Genomic DNA, 23,058 nt, shown 5'->3' on the forward strand with positions numbered 1-23,058 from the left:
AGCACACTGGAAATAGTAAAGACAAGATGCACTTAAAGGACGCTTACGTTTTTCTTATTTAACTCTAACAGTTTATTAAATTCACTCAAAAGGTAAAGAAAGTTTAAAAAAACGTAATTATTCCGAAAATATAGTTTGTTCAATTTTTTTATACTTAAGATTAGTGCTAGAAAAGAGAGAAGGTGGGGGAAAAGATGATTGATCTATTGTTGATTCATGGAACCGTCATAACGATGGATAAAGACAGAAGAATTTTGCAAGATGGTGCCGTTGCGATAAACGGTGGAAGAATTTTAGATGTAGATATAACGGAAGTTCTATTGGAAAAGTATGAAGCTAAAAAAGTGATGGATTGCAGTCATCATTGTATTTTGCCAGGATTCATCGATGTACATGGCCATGGTGGTCATTCCATGTTTAAGACGATTGCAATGGAAGACTTCTGGATGCCGATAATAACAAATACGTATAAGCATTTTGTGACGGATGAGTTTTGGTATTATGAAGGAAAATTATCCTCTTTGGAACGTTTAAAGGCAGGAATAACGACAGGGGTTTCCGTTTTAGGGTCAATGCCACGATCAGATGAGCCGATCTTTGCGCTGAATCATGCGAAAGCTTACGCTGAAGTTGGTGTTCGAGAGGTAGTATGTACTGGTCCGTGTAATCCACCATGGCCACATTTATTTAGTCGATGGGTAGATGGTAAACAAATTACGAGAGAAGTTACGTACGATCAAGTATTACATGGTGCAGAAAGTGTCATTGAAGCATTAAACCATGCAAATGACGATCATACGAGAGCTTTTATCACACCATTTGTTATTGTCACATCTGTGGATCCTTCCAACCCAACCTCGCCAGCAAAGCTGTATGGTTTAAATGACCATGATTTGTATCAAGCGAAGAAAATTAGACAAATAGCGAAGAAATATAATACGAGAATCCATTCTGATGCTTTTGGAGGAATGATTCATTTAGCGGTACAGGATAAAGAAAATGCGCTTTTAGGTCCGGATGTTCATTTACAACATTGCCGTGGTATTTCTTTTGATGAGGCAAGAATTTTAGCTGAGACAGGAACCAATGTAAGTGCCTCACCAGGATTTACACAAGTACAAGCGAGAACGCCTATTACGGAATTAATAGAAATGGGAGCAACAGTAGCCATATCAACAGATGGGACATCACCAAGTACAAGTTTTGATATGTTCCAAGCAATGCGTAAAACCCAGTTTATTCATCAATCAGCTCTTAGAGATGAATATTATTTACCACCTGGAAAGCTGTTAGAAATGGTCACAATCGATGCGGCGAAATGTATTGGATGGGATGACGAACTAGGCTCTCTTGAAATAGGGAAAAAGGCAGATGTAATTACTGTAAATCTGCATCAACCACATCTAACGCCTGAGTTTATGCATGTCCATAGACTTGTTTATCAGGCTGTAGCTAGCGATGTAGATACTGTCATCGTAAATGGGAAAATCGTAATGGAGGGGCGAAACGTACGAACGGTCGATGAACATATGGTCTTAGATGAGGCAAATGAAGAAGCGTATGCAACAGTAAAACGTGCTGGACTTGAAAAACATATGCAACCGTCAAAATCCTTTTGGGGACAAGCACGAGAATATATTGATGAAAAGAGATATAACGAGGATGATTATAAATTTACCGTGACGAAAGGTGAGCATAAATGAAAACAAAGATAATAGGGAGATATGTCATTGGCTATGATGGACGGGACCATGTCATTCTAGAAAATGCACAAGTGGTATATGAAAACGACACGATAGTTTTTGTCGGAAAAGATTATTCTGAAGCCGTAGATGAAGTAATAGATGCAGGAAACGCAGTTATTAGTCCTGGATTTATTGATTTAAATGCGCTCGGAGATATTGATCACGATATAGTTCATCTGGAAGCAACAATGTCCAAAAGTAAAAATCTTCTTTGGTCTGAACAGTTTGTTCAAGAAGGACATGACGAATGGATGACGGAGGAAGAGGAAGCTTTTAAATCTCTTTATGCCTATTCCCAGCTCATACTGCACGGTATTACTACTGCTATGCCGATTACTTCCGTTTTTTATAAGAAATGGGCTGAAACATATGAAGAATTAGCTGCAGCTGCAGAACATGCTGCAAGCTTAGGATTAAGAATTTATCTTGGACCAAGCTATCAATCTGGCATAAGAGTAGTAGATGCTGATGGAACGATCAAGCTTTTCTGGGATGAAGAAGCAGGTCGAGAAGGGTTAAAAAGAGCAGTGCAGTTTGTAGAAGAGTTTGATGGTGCTTACGATGGATTGGTGAGAGGGATGCTTGCACCAGAAAGAATTGAAAGTCAAACGGAAGAAAATCTCATACAAACTAAGTATTATAGTGAAAAACTGGGTGTTCCAATTAAACTCCATGCTGCACAGGGTAGTTTTGAATACAATACAATTCTTGAAAAACATGGAGTTACGCCAATTAGATATTTATATAATATAGGATTTCTAGGTCCCAAAACAGGGATTCCACACGCTCATTTTATCGCTGGATATAGTGGTGCAACGAACGGAGACGGGGATGATATTGCCCTTCTAAAAGAGACTAATACGACAGTTATTCATTGTCCACTCATTATTGGTAGACATGGAGACGCATTAGAATCTTTTGCTAAATATAAACGAATAGGTGTTAATATCTGCCTTGGAACAGATACATTTCCTCCAGATATGTTCCAAAACATTCGTACAGGCAGTATGCTTTCAAGACTTATAGACAAAAAAGTAGATGATTCTACCTACTCTGATTTTTATCGAGCAGCAACACTAGGAGCAGCATCTTTCCTTGAAAGAGAAGATTTAGGAAGACTAGCTGTAGGGGCAAAGGCAGATATTATTGCAATTGATTTAGATGGATTTCATATGGGTCCTCTTGATGATCCTATTCGAACGATGATTGTAAGTGGAAGCGGAAGAGATGTTAAACTATCAATTATTAATGGACGAGTAGTTATGAAAGACCGAAAAATTCCAAATCTTGATTTGGATGAGATTAAACAAAAAGGGCAAAAGTATTATGACAAAATGAGAAAAGGATATGTAAAAAGAGATTACCAAGAGCTAGGAGAGGACCAATTACTGCTTCCATCTTTTACATATGTAGAGCGAATCGATGAAAAGAAGAAAAAATAATGAAAAATATAGTAAATAAATTTAAAATTAAAAGTCTGAATATTTTTTATAATTAGAAAAACCAAAGCGGTTTTTAAAATAAGGAGGAGAAGTAGATGAGAGGTAAGAAAAGTGCTACAAAATGGGTTTTAGTATTGTTACTGACATTACTAATTGCAGGTTGCTCTACAGGAAAAAAAGAAAATGCTACTGAAGGTAGTAAGAATAGCTCAGCTAAAGATGGTAGCACTTTAGTGATTGCTCGTTTATCAGATGCAGAGAGTTTAGATCATCAGTTTATGTCCACTATCAATGCTGCAAGCATAACGCATAGGAAGATTTATGAAGGGTTGGTAGGGCGTGATAAAAACGCAGAAATTCAGCCTTTATTAGCAAAAAAGTATAAGCAAGTTGATGATACAACATGGGAGTTTAAGCTTAGAGAAGACGTAAAATTTCATGACGGTACTGATTTCAATGCAGATGCAGTTAAAAAGACATTTGATCGTATGTTAGATCCAAATGTTGGTTCTCCTAAAGCAGCTCTATTTAAAATGGTGAAAGAAGTGAAAGTTGTTGATGATCACACTGTACAATTTCTTTTATCCGAACCCTATTCGCCATTACTTTCTATTTTAGCAAGTCACGAAGGTGGCATTATTAGTCCGAAAGCAATTGAAAAGTATGGCAAAGAACAAATTAAAGAACCAGATGGTACTGGACCATTTGTTTTTGAATCTTGGACGCCTGGACAAGAAATTGTTCTGAAGAAAAATGAAAGCTATTGGGGTACAAAAGCGAAAGTCGATAAAGTAGTATTTAAAGTAGTGCCAGAAGAAACTACACGTGTTTCGATGCTTGAAACTGGCGAAGCACAAATTGCTGAACCACTATCTGTACCGATGATGGAAACAGTAGAAGCTTCTAAAAACTCGGAAGTTTACCGTAGTGAAGGATTTGGAACAGAATATATTGGCTTTAATGTGAAAAATGAGAAGTTAAGTGATGTTCGAGTTCGAAAAGCGATTTCACATGCAGTAGAAATGGATTCTATTCTAAAAGGAGTCTATAATAACGTTGGTTCAGAAGCAAACTCATTAATGGGTTCAAAAGTTTTTGGATATAACCCTGATATGAAAACATATGAATATAATTTAAATGAAGCGAAGAAATTACTTGCGGAAGCAGGTTATCCAGATGGCTTTGAAATAACGCTGAAAACAATGGATAGTAGAGAAAGAATAAATGTTGCGGAGGTTCTTCAATCCCAGTTAAAAGGAATTGGTATTAAACTTAATATCGAAGTGTTAGAGTATGGGACTTTTGTAGAACAAGTCAACGCTGGAAATTCTGAAATGTTTATTATTAGCTGGAGAAATGCAACTGGTGATGCTGATTATAACCAATACAATCTTTTTCATACAAATTCTATTGGAGGAGCAGGAAACACTTTCTTCTACAGTAACAAAGAAGTAGACGGGCTTTTAGATGCTGCACGAATGGAAAAAGACCAAGAAAAACGAATTGAACTATATGCTAAAGCTCAAGAGTTAGAAATGGATGATGCTTTATATATTCCGATTCGCGTAATTGAAAACTTAGCAGCAACGGCAAAAGGAGTGGAAGGATTTTCAATTAGTCCTTCAGGCTATTTAGAAATAAACGATGTGTCGGTTAAATAACTCAACATGATTAGAGAGGGATATCCATATTGGATATTCCCTTTCACCATGTAATTCTCAAAAAAGAAAGGTGAATATATATGACTACTAGTTATTGGTTAAAGAATGTTCGACTGGAAACAGGATTTATGAAAGAAAATGAAAAAGTTATTGGTACAAAAACAGATTTGTTTCATCTGTTCATATCGGAAGGGAAAATTTCGAATATCATCCGTATGGATGACCAGATTACGGATAATTTTCCTGTTAAGGACGCAAAAAAACTATTGCTACTCCCATCCTTTGTTGAAAAGCATGTTCACTTAGATAAAACGTATATGGGAGAAAAATGGAAGTCTTGTATTCCTGCTGCAAGCGTTGTTGAAAGAAGTACAAATGAAAGTACTATTTTGGCGTCACTACCTTCAAGTACAAAGGAACGAGCGGAAGCATTGTTGGAAGTATTATTATCCTACGGATCCACACATATTCGAACACATGTGGATATTTATCCAGAAGCAAAATTGAAAAACTTAGAAGGTGTTCAGCAAGCTTTGCGAACATACTCAGACAAAGTAAGTGCTGAAATCGTCGCCTTTGCTCAGCATGGGCTACTGCAAACGGGTACTTCACAATTACTTAGAGAGGCAGTAAGAAATGGAGCAGGTATAGTAGGTGCAGTAGATCCAGCAACTGTAGATAATAATATTGAAGCATCTTTAGTTGAATTAATGGATATTGCAGTAGAAGGGAATGCAGATATCGATTTGCATTTACATGATCCAGGGCATCTTGGAAACTTTACGATGAAACGTCTTGCTTATTTAACAAAACAAGCGGGCTGGGAAGGAAGAGTAGCAGTCAGTCATGCTTTCGGACTTGCCGATGTTTCTACGGAAGAAGCATTTGAAATGGCGGGAATACTAAGAGACGCTGGTATTTCAATCGTATCAAGTCTCCCGAATAGAAGAATAATGCCGATTAAGCTACTAGACGAATGTGGCGTGAATGTAGCGATAGGGAACGATAATATTTTTGATTCCTGGTGGCCTACAGGAAATGGCGATGTTCTAGAAAGAGCAAGTCGTTTAATCGAACATTTTAGATGGACAGATGAAGTTTCCCTAACACAAATTTTAAAATTTATTACTGGTGGGAAAACAACATTAGACAAAGAAGGGAACCAGCTATGGCCTAAAATTGGAGATGAGGCAAGTATGCTACTAATCGATGCAAGCTGCTCAGCGGAAGTAATTGCTAGAGTTCCAAAGCGAAAAGCTGTATTTTATAAAGGTAAGCTAGTGCATGGAGAGTAACAAGAAAGCTCGAAGATAAGTGATCTCTATTTAAGACGTTCCGTTTTGTATTACTTTAACGACAATAAAATCTAAAATAGGTACCCAATTAGTAGAACAATTGGATGCCTATTTTTTATGTTCAATCCTTCCGAGCTAGTTAATATGCCGATGCCTATGAAGAGTTTTCGGATTTTATAAAATCTATCGTGGATATTCAGCCATTTTTGGAGACTTGGATGAATTGATAATTGTCGATATAATTATTTAATTGAAAAGTTAATGCGCAAGTTAGAACTTAGAACTATATTAGCGGTTGGATGGGCTACTATTAACGATATCAGTAGTGAGTAATTTAAGGAGGAGTTTTAAGTGGAGGGAAAGGTTTTATTCATAACTGGGGCGGCACGTGGGATAGGCTTTGATATTGCAAAAGCATTTTCGGAAGCGGGTGCAAATGTAGTTATTTCGGATTTGTCTCAAAAAGCCATTGATCAGGCAATAGCAGAGTTAAGTGGCAATGCAAAAGGAATTGTATGTGACGTAACGAAAGAAGCAGAAATTGAGCAAGCAATCCAGTTCACAGTAGAAACTTTTGGTCGCATGGATTTTCTTGTGAATAATGCAGGAATGCAGTATGTATCGATGATTGAAGATTTCCCTACGGAGAAGTTTGAGTTGCTAGTGAAAATTATGTTAACTGCGCCTTTTATCGCAATCAAACACGCATTACCTCAAATGAAAAAACAAGGATTTGGACGAATTATCAATATGGCGTCGATTAATGGCGTCATTGGATTTGCTGGAAAGGCAGCTTATAACTCAGCGAAGCACGGTGTTATAGGATTAACAAAAGTAGCTGCACTTGAAACAGCAGCTTATGGTATTACAGTGAATGCAATATGCCCTGGCTATGTAGACACAGCTCTTGTGCGAAACCAGTTCGAAGATTTAGCAAAAACTCGTAATATACAAGTGGAGCAAGTGTTAGAAGAAGTACTTTATCCACTGGTTCCGCAAAAGCGATTACTTGCTATTCAAGAAATTACGGATTTAGCATTATACATTGCAAGTGATTCTGCAAGGGGTATGACAGGGCAAGCAATTATTTTGGATGGAGGCTATACTGCTCAATAATATTGAGAAAAAGTGCGCTTGGAGTCTTGGTTTTCGACTTTGGGCGTATTTTTGTGTGTGTAGTTGGAATTCACCTTGAAATAATGAATGATTTTTTCGTAAGAAATATGCCTCGAGTCAATCGGTCCTTATTTTTCGACAAAATTCATGGTAGACTTAGATTTCAACTTATTGTATAGAAGGACGTGTTTTTGTGGTAGGACGTAATGATTCTTGTCCATGCGGTAGTGGAAAGAAGTATAAAAAATGTTGTGAGTCGAAAGAGACCATTTCAATAGAAGAAGTTCAAATTGAAGAGCTAGAAAGGATATTGCAAAGCTTTTATGATGAGTATCCTGAAAGAAAAGATTTAGCTGATTACGTGGACCTTGTGAAAACATGGAGTGAACCGTTAAAACAATACTTGGATCAAGAAATGATTGAAGCAATTGTAATGGATGAGTTCTTTTTCCATCATAAAAAAGAAATTTGGGAAGGTTATTTAGAAAAACAGCTTAAGAAAGTGGTGCGACCTACTACTTTAAGTGTTTTAGAGCAGTGGGGTGGACCACGTGTTTTCATCGGTGAAGTGGTTGACGTTGATAACACTTATATGACGGTAACGAATATTTTGACGGGGGAGATTATTCAACTAAGACGGGAAAGTGAAAAGCCAGTCCCAGTTGGTATGCATGTTTATTGTTTCATATTGCCTGATGGAACATTTAAAGAAAATCATTATTTAGCTATTTCTAGCCTAGTATTCTTCCCAACAGATCATAAAGAGCTGTTTGTGGATTTTGCAAAACGATTTAAGTCACAAAATGAACAATCAGTTCAAGAATTTGTGAAGGAAAACGGAATAGATCTTTGGCGCGTACTCGGAGAAAATGGCTATGAGGGCGGGGAGTACACTTTCTTCGAAGCAGGTGTTTTACAAGTTGCTATGGATTTCTTAGTAAAACATAATCGTTCATATAATGACTTAATAGAAATAGTGGAAGATTATCTATTCGAACAACAACCGAAAGCACGGAAGGAAGTGGCGATCGCTGCTGGTGCAATTCGCTTTGGGCAAGAAAAAGGTCTATTTGAACCCCTTGAATTGACAGTGAAAGAAATTGCTGAGTCGTTTCATGTATCGACATCATCTTTAAATAAATATTACAACGAACTAATTATGTACTATGAACGTACGAAGGATAATAATTAATATAATAAACGCCAAGCAGAAGAATTTGTCTGCTGGCGTTTTGTTTTTTTAGATAAGTGTAAGTATATGAATTTTGTATGTTGGGAATCCAGAAATGGCAGAGCTTTGTAGATTAATCTAATGGCGGATTTACATTCTCTAAATTACATTTAATTGCCTATCTTGTATTTGCTAGTCGGATTTAGCGCTCTGGTATTCGTTTTCCGTGGGGCGAGCGACGAGCCTCCTGGGCCAAAATTATTTTGGTCATGAAGGCGTTGCCACAGGCGTCTCATGTTCCCGTGGTTACTCGTCACAAATAAATTTACCGCCGCACTAAATCCAAGTATGTAGAGGGACTCTAGTTAGTGTTTATTAGTTGTGCTTCAAATCTTACAAGAGCTTGATCTTGATTTTTTTCTGTTACTTTCCACAGTAAATATTAATCAGTGGGTGCATGATTAGAGTAAGTGGTACTAGAGAAATAGATAGTATCCATGGAAAAAGAAGGATTGAGCGGACGAAATTATCTTCATCCATTTTTAAAAGAATAGGAAAGGATTTATTCTCTCATTATCCAAACCTAATGCACCATGTCTTTACATATTCCAAGAGGGCGACAGACAAACATCCGCCACAAGATTACCGAAAAAAATGGAACGTGAAGTGACGCAGTCACTTCACGTTCCATTACTCTAACGGTAATAGTGTAGCCAATGTTTCGTCCAAAGCACTCTAGAAACGGTGAAGACCAGATGCACTTAAAGGACGCTTTCGGTATTCTTATTTCCAAATTTTAGTATTGTTGCATATGTTATATTGCTATAGAATGGACAAATTTTAAAGGAGTGATTGTAATTTGAGAAAGTCAAAAAGTATTGCGAAAAAGTTATCGGCATTAATCATTGGATTATTTTTGATATTATTTCTTGCTTACACTATAGTAACGAGTGTTATTTTACACAACCAAAGTGTTGAAGAATCGGAGAGTTCAACACTTCTAGATGCTCAGCTCTCTGCTGCAAAAATGAGTGATCGTTTTAAGAAAACGAATGAAACCTTACAAACAACAAAGCATATTTTGGAATCATTGCAGGCAAATGGAGAGTTATCAGCAGCAGAAGTACTAAGCGTTCTTAAAACAAATTTAGCTGAAAATGAAGACGTGCTTGGAGTGTCAGCACTATTAGAAGACGGGGCCGTAGATGTAGATGCCACCATTCCAGATACCCTAATAGACAGTGAAAATCGATTTATCCCTTATTTGTATAAAAATGGTACTAAAATTGAAATGAATTCGATAAAAGGATATGAAAAAGAAGGAACTGCTGATTGGTATTGGATTCCGAAAAAAGAGGGACGAGTAGTTCTAACGGAGCCTTATGAATACGAAGTAAATGGAAAAACTGTTTCGATGACAACAATAGCGGTTCCTCTAATTAGTCCTTCTGGGACATTTTTAGGAGTAATAAGTGCTGACTTGTCCGTGGACTTTTTAGCAGACTTAGTAAATTCCGTTAAGCCGGATAGTGGATATGCTGGTATTATTACTGAAAAAGGAATGCTTACAGTAAATAGTATTAATGAAAAGTTAAATGGAACGAATATGCAGGATGCCATTGATTGGAAGGCAATTAAAAATACATTAGAAAGTGGAAAGCCTGCTAGCACGTATATTGACTCTAAACAGCTCGGAGAACAAGCCTTTAATGCGTTTGCTCCAATGATGCTTGAAGGAGTTGACGATATCTGGTCTGTTCAACTAGTGTTACCAAAATCGAAAATCTTGGAAACGTACAATCAAATTCTCGTATTAACGATAGTAGCTTCTATTGTGATGGTTGCTTTAATGGCAGCTGCCACTGCGTGGTTTATTTTCAATCAATTAAAACCACTGAAGTTTTTGCGAGAATCTATTGAAACTGCGGCTAATGGGGACTTAACAAAAAAAGTAGACAAAAAATATATTAAAATGGATGAAATTGGTGCTGTGGCGTCAGCATATAACCATATGTTAGAAAAAACGAATGATGCCATACATGCTGTGTTCAACTCTTCCACAATTTTGAATGAATCTTCTAACCAAGTACATGAAACATTTAATGAAATTGTCGCATCTAGCCAAGAGGTTTCATTAGCGACAAATGAGATTGCGCAAGGAGCTTTCAAACAGTCCGAAGACACAGAAGAAACAAATTACCGAATGATAGATTTATCTAATCAGATTGATACCATAAAAGTTCTATCTTCTCAAATGGATAACTTGTCCCATAAGACAAAAATGTCGACAGAAAAAGGAATGAATGAAGTCGAAAAACTGCGTCAACATAACTTAGCGACCAATGAAATGAATGGTAAGGTACAACAACAAATTGATAAATTAACCTCTAATATTTCAAATATTAACCAAGTAATTACCTCCATTCAAGGTATTACAGAGCAAACAAATTTACTAGCGCTTAATGCAAGTATAGAAGCTGCTCGTGCTGGTGAGCATGGAAAAGGTTTTGCAGTAGTAGCAGAGGAAGTAAGAAAACTAGCAGAACAGTCTAAAAGTGAAACGGAAGTTATTAAACAAACCGTTCAAAGTATTTTAGAGGAATCCAAACAGACAGTTACAATTATTGCTTCTAATGTAGGACTGATGCAAGTGCAAAATGAATCTGTTCATAGCACGGAAAGAGCCTTTAAAGAAAATGAAGAACTTTCAGGAGCAATTGCAACGGCCATTAACGAGTTGGTAAATGAATTATCTATTATGTTAGAACATAAAAATCAAGCGATGATGGCAATTCAGAGTATCTCCGCTATTTCAGAGGAAACTGCCGCTTCGGCTGAAGAAGTGAGCGCCTCAGCTGCAGATCAACAAGCGGAACTTGAGCGTGTAGCAGGTTCCATAGATCATATGAACAAGATAGCGCAAGATTTACAAGAAGTAGTTAATCGATTTAAACTACTATAAAAAAAAGGGTTGCCCTTAAGTCAGTGAAATTAGACTGTTGAGGGCAACCTTTTTTTAAAAGGACCAGACGTCTTTTTGTCCGGTTTTCTTGCATATAATTTCTACTCAATGATTAGCTTCCACTATTGTCGTTCTTCATTCCTTTCATAGGGGTATTGATAAAATTATCAAATTGCTTTGACAGTTTATCCCGAGCTTCTTTGTTTCTCATTAAGTATGCGGCTCCTAGTCCAAGTGCAGTTAATGCTAGTTTGTTCTTCATCCATGCTCACTCCTCTCATATTGTTATGTATGTTACCCTGTTTAATGTAAAATAAACTTTAATGAAACAGTACAACTAGATTAATGATAAAATAAACTTAATTGGAAATGATATGAAAGAAATGAGTTGATTAGCATTGAGACAATTTTGGAAAATGCCTTGGTTTTCACGACTGTTTAAAATAGTACTCCCATTTTTAATACTTGTTGTGTTTTATTTTGAATCAAATCAGGCACTAAAAAACTTAGACTTCTCTCTTTTAAAAAATAATTTTAATAAGTTAGCACTGAATCATCTATTTATAATTGCTTTTACAGGAATTATTGCTGTTCTCCCTATGGTTCTTTACGATTTTGTTTTGCGTCGACATTTACAACTAAACGTCCCCGTCAAAAAGACAATCGTTTATTCGTGGACAGCTAACACTGTCTCGAACTTTATAGGTTTTGGTGGTATAGCAGGAATGATGATTCGTACTTTTTTTTATGGTCAACACGGCTACGAGAAAAAAGCACTTGTGAAAGGAATAGGATTAATTACTCTCTTTTACTTGTCTGGTATGTCTTTATTAAGCTGGTTGCCATTGCTCGGAATTATTCATACACCTATTTTCAATCAAGTTAAATGGATTCACATTGCCCTTGTAGGAATTGCGTTATATTTTCCAGTTTTATTAATTAGTATAAAAAGGAAGAAAGATACACTTGCTCCAGAACGTATTAGTAGGAAGAGTATTTTTTCATTAGCTATTATTTCTCTTTTGGAGTGGAGTTTTGCTTTCATTTTGATTTATATAATTTCTGTTTTTCTAGGGGTTTCAGTATCTGTTCCAATTATGTTTGCGACATTTATTGTAGCTTCCTTCGCAGGTATTATTAGTATGTTACCTGGTGGAATTGGCTCTTTTGACTTAATGTATTTGCTTGGAATGGAAGGGCTGGGTGTTCCCACTGAAATAACGCTATTAATATTGTTGTTATATAGAATTAGCTATTTTATTATTCCAGCTTTACTTGGCGCTGTTACATTACTATTTTATTTCTGGGGAGAACTGAATCAAAAATTTAATCGGATCCCAGCGATTATTTTGCAAAATATTAGTCATTGGTTTGTTACTGTTTTTGTTTTAATGGCTGGAATTATTTTGTTATTATCGGCAGCGGTTCCGGCTGCACTTGAAAGAGTAAAGATGGCAAATGAAATTTTAGCTTTACCAGTGATGAATATGTCCCATAAGTTTACGGTTGGTTTAGGGATTTCTCTTTTAATGTTGACTAGAGGGATACAATATCGAGTGAAATGGGCTTACGATTTAACCTTAGTTGCATTAGTGGTTGCGGCAGTTTTTTCTTTATCCAAATGGTTTGACTACGAAGACGCGACTTTTGTATTAGTTGTTTTCCTCATATTACTCATGTCTAAGAAACGTTTTTATCGAGAAAATTTTGTACCTACTTGGGGTAAATCCATAACAGATATTATTGGAATTACAATTATTTTAGGAATATTTTTGTTTATTGGGTACGTAAATTTACCTTCATCAACTATATCCATTCCAGTAAAATTGCAACCATACGTTATAACAGATTCCACCGATTTATTTATTAGTGCAATTATAGGGATCATTCTTGCCATTCTGTATATGTCTATAGGTTACTTGCTCAATAAGCCGAGGCATTTTCCTTTTGAAAAATCTACAACATATGAAAGTGAAATAAAAGAGCATCTCGACAAATATGGAGGTACAGTGTTATCTCATTTGATTTTTCTGCATGATAAATATATTTATTGGAATCAATCCAAAACAGTGATGGTTTCTTTTCAAAGGTACTCAGATAAATTGATTGTTTTAGGGGACCTAATCGGGGAGAAAAAAGATATTCTTCGAGCAATGGAAGAATTTCATGATCGTGCAAATTTATATGGCTATACGCCAGTTTATTATCAAGTTACTTCTAAAATGTTCCCGTACCTTCATGAAAATGGCTATGACTTTTTTAAACTCGGAGAAGAAGCTTTTGTCAATCTTCCTACGTTCGACTTATCAGGGAAGAAAATGAAAAATTTGCGCGCCAATAAAAATAAACTGGAAAGGGAAGGATTTCATCTTCAAGTAGTTCAACCTCCACATTCAGATGAGTTTATTGCAAGCCTAAAACCAATTTCAGATGAGTGGTTAGATGGACGAAAAGAAAAAGGATTTTCTTTAGGTTGGTTTAATCCTTACTATTTAAAATCACTTCCAATCGCTTTAGTAGTTGATAAAGAGGGAAAAACAATTGCATTTTGTAATATAATGCCTGCTTACGATGGTGGGGAAATGGTTTCTGTTGATCTGATGAGATATGGAAAGAATGCTCCAAATGCCACAATGGATTATTTGTTTATCAAATTGTTTGAATGGTACAAAGAAGAAAATTATGTGAAGTTCAATTTAGGGATGGCTCCTTTGGCCAACGTAGGTCTATCTAAATATTCTTTCTTAACTGAGAAAATTGCCTATCAAATTTTCTTATATGGTCAGGCAGTCTACCATTTTAAAGGATTAAAAATGTTTAAGGAAAAATATGCAGATCAATGGGAGCCTAAGTATTTGGCACTTCGAAAAAAGTCTTCCTTACCAATTACAATGGCACAAGTATCTTTGCTGATCGCTCGTTCTGGACCTGTCCATAAAAAAAGATGGTGGACTATGTTTTCAAAATTTTATTAAAAGAAGGTATATAATAAATTCAGTATTGCAGTGTATATTTGAGAAAAATAGGTACAAAATTACCGGAAAAAAGATCGTGAAGTGACGTATTTACTTCACGATCTTTTTGATTTCTCCTGGTAATCGTAAAGACGAGATACACTTATAGGAAGCAATCGTTTTTCTTGAAGATTAAGAAAATATATAGATTTTCCTCCTGCGAAACCAGTGTTCATAGTACTTTAAAGAAATAAATAATACCGCGGATTTTCGTTTCAGGTGGATGCTTTCCGCGGGGTGAGCGTTGAGCCATCTCCGTCGCATTCGCGTCGCTAGCGATGTCTCATCTGTCTCACATAGGAACAAAGGCTAAGAGCGCCACATCGTGTGGCAACGCCTTCGTGACCAACATCCTGTTGGCCTCCCGCCGGAGTCGCCACCTTTCACTACAATCCATTAAGTGAGTAGTACCTAACAAATAGATTTTCCCCAGCTATCGCTAAGAATCCAGTAATAGTATAATTTCAAGGGTTTGACCTTGATTTTTTTTAGTTTTACCTTACACAGTTTACATGAATCAGTGGGTGTATTATTAGAGTATGTGGTACTAGAGAAAAATAGATAGCATCCATTACTATAGAAGCGCAGAGCGGACGAAATTGTATCTTCGTCCGCTTTTAAAAGAATAGGAAGGTATCTAATCTTTCATTAACCAAACCTAATGCACCATGTCTCTTCCTATTTCAAGAGGGCGACGGACAAACATCTGCCACAAGATTACCGAAAAAAGAGGATCTGGAAGTGACGCAGTCATTTCCAGATCCTCCATAAAAGTCTTCGTTAATAGTGTAGCCAATGTTACATCCAAAGCACTCTGGAAATAGTTAAGTCCAGGTGCACTTAAAGGACCTTGTGTGTTTCTTATCCAAAATGGTTTAGCGTGAAGAAAATAGGTTAAACAAAGGCTAAAGATATGAAAAGGAGAGATAAGCATGATGGAAAAATCTTCTGAAGATCTTGGACACCAACATAAAAAGGGGCATCTACCAGATAATCCAGATGAGGTGAAAACGGATAAAAAAAGTATTTTTGATATGGACGAAGATATGCAAACTGTCGATCCAATTCCTGTAGAAGAGTTAAATGAAAAAGTAAAAGACGAGAAAAATAAGCGTGAGACAAAATCAACTTCATCAAGTGAAGAACGTTATCCAGATTAAATCGGCTTTCGTTTATCATTCCATTTTTATGGATATACCTTAGTTAGCCTTAAAATACAACACAACGAGGGGATATATCATGAAAATGAAAAAGTACTCGATATATGGAAGTGCTTTACTGGTAATCGCATTATTACTAGGTGCTTGCGGAGATAAAGAAAAAGTGAAAAGTGCGGCAAAAGTAGACGAAGAAAAGAGTGAGTTTGGATTTCAATCTTTTGATTTAGAGGTAGATACCCCGGATCATAAAGATGCAATTGAAGTATCTATGGTGATAAAAGGATCGACAATAGAAGCTGATTATGTGAATCGAATGGAACCGAAGAAGTTAAAGGGCGATAAAGCATATGAAGAGCTGAGGCCTATGTTGAAGAAAATAGAATTATCAAAAGATATGAGTAAAGATGATGTGATTAAAAATGTATCCAAAGCGTTCGATGTAGAAGACTACACGAAGTTCGACTTAGAAGTTGAATTCACGGATGGAAAACATAAAGTATATAAGGATGAAAAAAGTAAAAAAAGTAAATAGAGTACTTGCCAAGTCATGATTAAGTTCATAACTTGGCTTTTTTGTTGAGAAATAGAATGATATAGGAACCATAATAGTGTATGATACATAGTATAATGTATAGTGTATGTCACATAGTATAAAGGGTGAGGTGGAATATGAGTAAATTATTAAGTTCGCTAATTACAGAGTTAAGACGTGGGACGCTGACATTAGCTGTATTGAGTCAATTGCGTACACCGCAATACGGATATTCGCTTGTCCAATTACTGGAGAAATCCAATGTATTAATTGACCAAAGTACTTTATATCCTTTGCTTCGACGATTAGAAAAGCAAGAGTTAGTAGTTAGTAGTTGGGATACATCAGACAGTAGACCACGGAAGTACTATGTGTTGAGCGAATATGGGATAGAAATGTTCGATCAGTTGAAAAAAGAGTGGGAGAAAACATCAAGCGAGCTTTATATATTATTGAATGGAGATGAAGGGGATGCACCTAATTGATATTTATATCCAGGAAGTAACTCGTAGACTTCCTGAAAAGAACCGTAAGGATATTGCACTTGAGTTACAGTCGACAATTGAGGATATGCTACCTGAAAATTTTACAGAGGTAGATGTGAAGGAAGTACTTGGTAAGCTTGGAAACCCAGTAACGCTTGCTAGCGGCTATTTAGATCGTCCAATGCATTTGATAGGACCATATTATTTCGATAAATATGTAACTTTACTGAAAATGATATTACCTATTGCTGCAACTATTGCGCTCATAGTATCCATATCGGAAAGTATACTCTCTTATAATGCCAATGAAACAGTGATAAATATAGTTCTTACTATTATAGGGAAAGGTATAGTAGAAATTATAAGTACATTAATGCAGTCATTTTTTTGGATAACGCTTATTTTTGCAATCTTGGAACGTACAAATATTTCAAATGAAAAACTGTCTATAAAAACTAGTTTGAAAGACTGGACCCCTGATGATTTAAAACGTATTCCACCTATTTTGAAAGAGAAAAAAATAGCTAAATCTAAGATCTTTGGAAGTTTATTGGAAATTGGAATCTTTTCAGCTGTCTATTTTAATGCAGTCCGTTTACTCGGCGTATATGAAAATATTGACGGTAGATTACAGTTGACAATACCTTCCTTCAATCAAGAAGTTTTGCAGTCATTTTGGTTAATTGTCGTAATTGCAATTGCTGTGGAAGTTACGTTAGTATGCTACAAATTTGTTATTGGTCAATGGACGATGAATGTAGCAATTTTAAATATAGTACGACATGTCATATCTTCTATCGTTGTTATTGTTTTGTTCAGTAATTCTAGTTTTATAAATCCAGATTTTAAAGCGTATTTAGAAGGATTGAAGAATAGTCCATTTGAAATGCAAGGCCCTTTTCAGCTAGTAATTATCTTGTTATTTGTAGTCATTGCTGTTATTGATGTAATGAAAGGGTTTAGAAAAGCTAACATTGGTAAATAAGAGGAGATACTGCGGCAACTCTTTTTTTAAAAGAAAGTATATGGATTTTCCTCCTGCGAAAGCAGTGTTCATAGTACTTGAAAGAATTAAATAATAACGCGGATTTCCGTTTCAGGTGGACGCGTTCCGCGGGGGTCACTTCAGTCGCTTGCGATGGCTCATCTGTCTCACATAGGAACAAAGGCTAAGAGCGCCACATCTTGTGGCAACGCCTTCGTGACCAACATCCTGTTGGCCTCCCGCTGGAGTCGCCACCTTTCACTACAATCCATTAAGTGAGTAGTACCTAACTGTCCAGCTATCGCTAAGAATCCAGTAATAGTAAGGCTTCATAGTATGATTTCAAGGGCTTGATTTTGATTGTTTTTACTTTTACCGTACACAGTATATATGAATCAGTAGGTGTATGATTAGAGTAGGAGGTACTAGAGAAAAATAAAGAGCATCCATTAATAAAGAAGCGCAGAGCGGACGAAATTGCATCTTCGTCCGCTTTTAAAAGTATAGGAAAGGATTTATTCTCTCATTATCCAAACCTAATACACCATGTCTCTAAATATTTCAAGAGGGCGACGGATAAACATCTGCCACAAGATTACCTAAAAAGATGGGTCGTGAAGTGACGTAGTCACTTCACGACCCATAGTACTAACGGTAATAGTGTAGCCAACGTTTCGTCCAAAGCACTCTGGAAATAGTAAAGACAAGATGCACTTAAAGGACGCTTGCGTTTTTCTCTATATATTACAAAAATATTAAAAAATGAAATAGAGGTTTTTTTGTGTTCTTGCAGGGGTAAATAGTAAAGAAGACAAAACCAAGGAGGAAACACCATGAACATTGAATCGAATAGACGAATTGAAGTAGCTCGTTCAGAGGAAGAGATGTATGAAAAGTTGGAACTCCTGCGAGAACAAGGTTATGCGGAAAGTGATATCCATGTTATATCGAAAGAAAATGCACACTTAAACACACTTAATCGTCATTCAGGAGTGTCTACTCATGAAGCAGGTTCTTTTATGGATACATTTAAATCATGGTTTACTGGAGAAGATGCAGTAACAGAAGGATTACGGAAATTAGATTTAAGTGAACATGAAACGGAACGATATGCAAAAGAAGTAGCAAAAGGATGCATTGTTCTATACACCGATGTTTTAACTAATGCAGATGATGCTATTTATGGAACGCATCAAAATGATTTTGAATACACGGACACAATTGGAACAGATGTTGTCCAATCTCGATTTATGGAAACGGGAGAACCGTTGAGTGACTATGCAAAAGAACAAGGATTTACTCCATCAACAAACGAATTTGTCAATGAAACAGAGGGAAGATTTGACGAACCCCAAGATAGATTTGTTCGGGGAGAGACATTTGCTACTGATCCATATTTAGCAAAAGAGGAGAATCATATTGGTACTTCCATGCAAGAAGAAAAGGTTGTACAAGAACATCGACCGACCATTAATGAAAGTGTTACTGAGGAAAGAAAGAACTATGGTACACAATCTCCAGGAGTAGATCCAAATTTAGGTCCAGCCGCATTTGGTAGGGAAATTTTAGAGGATGAAGAAAACCATTCTCAGGAACAATACGAAGAGAAACTAGAAAGAGAAAGACAACTGGATGATATTAATCCTTTGAATCGCCTTTATTAAATACCGAAAACCTATAGATAAACCCCTTGTAGAACTCAAAAACTACAAGGGGTTTTGCGTGTTTGATAGAATATGAGATAATCTAAGTCTAAGTAATTGAAGAGGAGGAGCATGAATGGACTTTATCGCAATCGATTTTGAAACCGCTAATAGTTTACGGACGAGCGTATGCTCCATTGGTATTGTGCAAGTAAAAAACGGGAAGATTAAAGAAGAAGTACATACATTGATCAATCCATTAAGTGAATTTCATTACTACAATACAAAAATTCATGGAATTACAGAAGACATGGTCATGAGTGCACCAACTTTTGAAGAGTTTTGGCCAGATTTTAAAGAGTTCGTCGAAAATCAAACCATCATTGCACATAATGCTAGTTTTGATATTAGTGTTCTGCGCGCATCCTTAAACAACTTTCATGAGTCAACCCCAGACTTCCAATATGGTTGCTCTTATCAAATTGCGAAGAAAGTTTGGCCAAATTTATATAATCACAAGCTTTCAACGGTGGCAAATTATTTAGGTATTAGCCTAAGGCATCACGATGCTCTAGAAGATGCTCGGGCTTCAGCAAAAATAACACTACAGGCAATGCAGAAAACGAGAACAAATTCTGTACAAGAACTATCGCACTTACACAAACTAAAAGTAGGTACCCCAAATCCTACGAAAAAACAGGGGACTCGTTCGATAAAAAGTAAAACGGATGCATCTTTACAGCTTCTTGAAACCGAAGTGAATTTGCCTAATATGAAGCACCCATTTTACGGGGCTAATATTGTGTTCACGGGAAGAATGCTTTCTATGACAAGAATGCAAGCGGCACAACTAGCGGTCAATTGTGGTGCAATATGTAAAGGGAATGTGGATAGCAACACAAACGTTTTAGTTGTTGGAGATAATGATTTAGTAAAGTATGTACAAGGCATTAAAAGTACGAAAATGAAGAAAGTAGAAGAGATGATCAGTCATGGATTACCAATAGAGATCGTGGGGGAACAAGATTTTTTAAGAATAGTTCGATACAACGATTAATATATTCGAATAGTGATCACAAGGTGCTTTTAAAAGCCGCTTGTTCTATTTCTATGAAAATAGAACAAGCGATGGCTAAGCAAGGAATAAATCTTTAGGTAGGAGTGAAAGTGTAAAATCATCTATGTTTCTTAAAGGATACTTAAAGTGTTACATTTCACTAGGTGCTTTAATTCCTAATAGTCGTAAAGCTTCTTCTATTACAATAACTACTGACTGAACAAGTACAATGCGATATGCCAAATGACTTGGATCATTCAGGATGTGCACATTTCCGTAAAAAGAGTTGAATAATTGTGCCAAATCAATCGCGTATTTTGCAATTATCGAAGGATCAAATTCATCTGTTGCACGTTTAATGATGCGAGGGAATTGTTGAAGTGATTTAACCACTTCCCATTCATAATCATTCACGTAGGTAACTTCTATGGTGTCGACATCTTGGACCTTTCTTAAAATAGAACATGCTCTTGCATAAGTATATTGAACATAAGGTCCTGTTTCTCCATCGGTTTGGAGCATTTTCTTTAAGTCAAAATCTATGTCATGCTTTCGGTGTTGTTTTAAATCACTAAAAATAATAGCACCTACACCTACTTGTTTAGCTATTTCTTTTTTATTCACTAATGAAGGGTTTTTTTCTTCTATTGTTCTCTCCGCTAATTGAATTGCCTCATTCAACACGTCTTCTAATAAAATTATTTTACCTTTCCGAGTAGATAGCTTTTTGCCATCTTTCAAAATTAATCCAAAAGGAATATGCTGAAGAGTTTCCGACCATTCATAGCCCATTTTATTTAATACGCACTTTAATTGCAGAAAGTGTAAACTTTGTTCATTTCCAACAACATACAAAGACTTATCGAAATGATAATCATTTTTTCGATGAATAGCGGCCGTAATATCTCTTGTTGCGTATAAAGTTGCACCATCGGATTTTTTTATTAAACATGGCGGTAAGTTCTCACCGACATCTACTACCAGAGCACCATCAGACTCAATTAACAAGTTCTTATTTAGTAAATCTTCGACAATAGGTTCCATTTTGTCATTGTAATATGCCTCACCATGAAACGAATCGAATGTTACACCAAGTAGGTCATAGATTTTTTGGAACTCATGTAATGATTCTGTTCGAAACCATTCCCAAAGTGCCAAAGCTTCTGGCTCACCGTCTTCTAACGATTTAAAAGCCGCTCTCCCTTTGTCATTTAAGGAACCATCCTTTTCTGCTTCCTCGTGAAAGTGAATATAAAGTGCTAATAACGTTTGAATGGGAGCTTCTTGGACTTTCTTTTTGTCCCCCCATAATCGATAGGCTACGAGTAATTTGCCAAACTGAGTACCCCAATCTCCTAGATGGTTTATTTTAACAGGTTGGTATCCACTTTTTTCGAGTAACAATGCAATAGAATTTCCAATTACCGTGGATCTCAAATGTCCCATGGAAAAAGGTTTTGCAATGTTTGGAGAGGACATATCAATTGTTACAACGCCGCCAGCTCCTAAATTTGTAGAACCATATTGTTTACCTGCTTTGCGAATGGTATTCAAAATGGTATGTGTACATGATATTCGTCTCATGAAAATGTTCACATATCCATTTACCGCTTCCGCTTTTTCGATGTCTTCGTCTTGAATACAGGAAGCTATTTCTTGTGCAATTAACAGAGGTGACTTTCTTTGTTGTTTAGCAAACGAAAAGCATGGTAAGGAGTAGTCTCCTAAATGTGCATATACAGGTACCTCAATCATATGCTCCTCGATTAACTCAGTAGTGAAACTTTGAAGAATACTTAATACTTTCTGTTTCATATAAACGCCTCCTAAAATAAAAAAGCCCTCGTCTCATTATAATAATGAGACGAAAGCTTACACTCCCGCGGTACCACTCAATTTGCCTATTTTAGGCCACTTTCTCCATAACGGTGAGTCTCCGGCTTCTAAGAAAATATTAAAAAAATAAATATTTTTCTTATAAAGCATCTCCAAAGTGCGGTTCACAACTCTTCCAACTAGGCTTTCACCATCCCTAGCTCGCTTGATGCTCCGATGTTGTTACTCTCTTTTTCTTTGATATTGTATTTAAAATTATCATATAGAAAAGTAATTGTCAATAAATTTAGTTAGTTTCCGTGCCAATAAGACTGAAAGCGCAAATTTTTTAAAAAGAAGCGAAGGAGACACAGCATTTACGCCTTTACAGTTTCGCTTCAAAATAAAATTTATTGCTCTATTTTCAGTAATACTTCAGTTTTGTCTTTTATAATGAACATATATCATTCAAAAGGAGCTCGATACTTATGCCTTTACATCCGTTAATTGTTCATTTTCCAATTGCTCTTCTCGTTCTAGGTGGCATTATTGAAATTGTGAATGTATTTCTAAAAAGTGACTTTTGGAACAAGGTTGGTACAGTTTTAATAATAATTGGAGTGATTACCGGAGTTTTCAGTTTGCTTACAGGAGATGGAGCGGAAAGTTTTGCATTTGATCATTGGGGTAGATCCGTTCACGATATCATTGAACTACACTCATTACTAGCGAATATCTCCGTCATTATTTTTGGATTGTTAGCAGTAATAAAGATTTTATTTAAACACCCTAATACTAAATTTCAAATTCTTAAAAATATTCCTGTGAGAAAAGGGTTAATAACCGCTCTCGTTGTGTTATTAAGCATTGCCGGTATCGCTACATTAGCTACTACAGGTCATTTAGGCGGAAAAATTGTTTATGAAAATCAAACGATAACGACAAATAATAAGTAGTAAACGAATCATTTCACCA

Annotated in this window: 17 protein-coding genes and 1 other annotated feature; of the genes, 15 read left to right on the plus strand and 2 right to left on the minus strand. The window is 36.2% G+C overall.

The genetic code is table 11. From position 1 onward, the window contains the following. Positions 1–194 precede the first annotated feature (194 nt). From ACEPXG_RS02265 to ACEPXG_RS02295, 7 genes are all read left to right on the plus strand, one after another. A complete protein-coding gene (locus ACEPXG_RS02265) occupies positions 195–1,703 on the plus strand; it encodes an amidohydrolase family protein (RefSeq protein WP_391207054.1) in 1,509 nt (502 codons plus the stop codon). Next, positions 1,700–3,187, plus strand: coding sequence for a chlorohydrolase family protein (locus tag ACEPXG_RS02270; protein WP_391207057.1), 1,488 nt, complete (start codon positions 1,700–1,702; stop codon positions 3,185–3,187). Before ACEPXG_RS02265 ends, ACEPXG_RS02270 begins: the two co-directional genes overlap by 4 nt. A gap of 95 nt (positions 3,188–3,282) precedes the next feature. Continuing rightward, a complete protein-coding gene (locus ACEPXG_RS02275; RefSeq protein ID WP_391207059.1) occupies positions 3,283–4,848 on the plus strand; it encodes a glutathione ABC transporter substrate-binding protein in 1,566 nt (521 codons plus the stop codon). 80 nt (positions 4,849–4,928) lie between these two features. Next, positions 4,929–6,143 carry an amidohydrolase gene (locus ACEPXG_RS02280; RefSeq protein ID WP_391207062.1) on the plus strand — a complete coding sequence of 405 codons (1,215 nt, stop codon included), beginning with the start codon at positions 4,929–4,931 and terminating at the stop codon, positions 6,141–6,143. A 351-nt stretch (positions 6,144–6,494) separates the two neighbouring features. Continuing rightward, positions 6,495–7,259 (plus strand): 3-hydroxybutyrate dehydrogenase, encoded by a 765-nt coding sequence (locus tag ACEPXG_RS02285; protein WP_391207065.1) that lies wholly within the window; start codon positions 6,495–6,497, stop codon positions 7,257–7,259. 193 nt (positions 7,260–7,452) lie between these two features. Then, positions 7,453–8,451, plus strand: a complete 999-nt coding sequence (locus ACEPXG_RS02290; RefSeq protein WP_391207067.1) for an SEC-C metal-binding domain-containing protein — start codon at positions 7,453–7,455, stop codon at positions 8,449–8,451. 838 nt (positions 8,452–9,289) lie between these two features. Next, positions 9,290–11,392 (plus strand): methyl-accepting chemotaxis protein, encoded by a 2,103-nt coding sequence (locus ACEPXG_RS02295; protein WP_391207070.1) that lies wholly within the window; start codon positions 9,290–9,292, stop codon positions 11,390–11,392. A gap of 112 nt (positions 11,393–11,504) precedes the next feature. Here the strand turns inward: ACEPXG_RS02295 and ACEPXG_RS02300 are convergent, their stop codons facing one another. Next, positions 11,505–11,654 (minus strand): hypothetical protein, encoded by a 150-nt coding sequence (locus ACEPXG_RS02300; RefSeq protein WP_391207073.1) that lies wholly within the window; start codon positions 11,652–11,654, stop codon positions 11,505–11,507. 136 nt (positions 11,655–11,790) lie between these two features. On the opposite strand from ACEPXG_RS02300, the gene mprF reads away from it, so the two are divergent. From mprF to ACEPXG_RS02335, 7 genes are all read left to right on the plus strand, one after another. Continuing rightward, positions 11,791–14,367, plus strand: coding sequence for a bifunctional lysylphosphatidylglycerol flippase/synthetase MprF (mprF, locus tag ACEPXG_RS02305; protein WP_391207076.1), 2,577 nt, complete (start codon positions 11,791–11,793; stop codon positions 14,365–14,367). 974 nt (positions 14,368–15,341) lie between these two features. After that, positions 15,342–15,566, plus strand: coding sequence for a hypothetical protein (locus tag ACEPXG_RS02310; protein ID WP_391209732.1), 225 nt, complete (start codon positions 15,342–15,344; stop codon positions 15,564–15,566). Positions 15,567–15,645: 79 nt separating this feature from the next. Beyond that, positions 15,646–16,098, plus strand: a complete 453-nt coding sequence (locus ACEPXG_RS02315; protein WP_391207079.1) for a YusW family protein — start codon at positions 15,646–15,648, stop codon at positions 16,096–16,098. Between the two features lie 137 nt (positions 16,099–16,235). Further along, positions 16,236–16,583 (plus strand): PadR family transcriptional regulator, encoded by a 348-nt coding sequence (locus ACEPXG_RS02320; RefSeq protein ID WP_391207081.1) that lies wholly within the window; start codon positions 16,236–16,238, stop codon positions 16,581–16,583. Then, complete coding sequence (locus tag ACEPXG_RS02325) at positions 16,570–17,568, plus strand: HAAS signaling domain-containing protein (protein WP_391207082.1); 999 nt, start codon at positions 16,570–16,572, stop codon at positions 17,566–17,568. The genes ACEPXG_RS02320 and ACEPXG_RS02325 overlap by 14 nt, the downstream gene beginning before the upstream one ends. 833 nt (positions 17,569–18,401) lie before the next feature. Further along, positions 18,402–19,232 (plus strand): general stress protein, encoded by an 831-nt coding sequence (locus tag ACEPXG_RS02330; protein WP_391207084.1) that lies wholly within the window; start codon positions 18,402–18,404, stop codon positions 19,230–19,232. Between the two features lie 115 nt (positions 19,233–19,347). Next, a complete protein-coding gene (locus ACEPXG_RS02335) occupies positions 19,348–20,268 on the plus strand; it encodes an exonuclease domain-containing protein (protein ID WP_391207086.1) in 921 nt (306 codons plus the stop codon). 150 nt (positions 20,269–20,418) lie between these two features. On the opposite strand, the gene argS is transcribed toward ACEPXG_RS02335, so the two are convergent. After that, positions 20,419–22,083 (minus strand): arginine--tRNA ligase, encoded by a 1,665-nt coding sequence (gene argS / locus ACEPXG_RS02340; protein WP_391207088.1) that lies wholly within the window; start codon positions 22,081–22,083, stop codon positions 20,419–20,421. A gap of 42 nt (positions 22,084–22,125) precedes the next feature. Continuing rightward, positions 22,126–22,351: a binding site (T-box leader), on the minus strand. A 220-nt stretch (positions 22,352–22,571) separates the two neighbouring features. Between argS and ACEPXG_RS02345 the strand changes: the two genes are divergently transcribed. Further along, entirely contained in the window at positions 22,572–23,039 is a 468-nt protein-coding gene (locus ACEPXG_RS02345; RefSeq protein ID WP_391207090.1) for a DUF2231 domain-containing protein, read from the plus strand. Positions 23,040–23,058: the final 19 nt, after the last annotated feature.

The sequence above is a fragment of the Psychrobacillus sp. L4 genome (genome assembly GCF_042944905.1).
Lineage (GTDB): Bacteria > Bacillota > Bacilli > Bacillales_A > Planococcaceae > Psychrobacillus.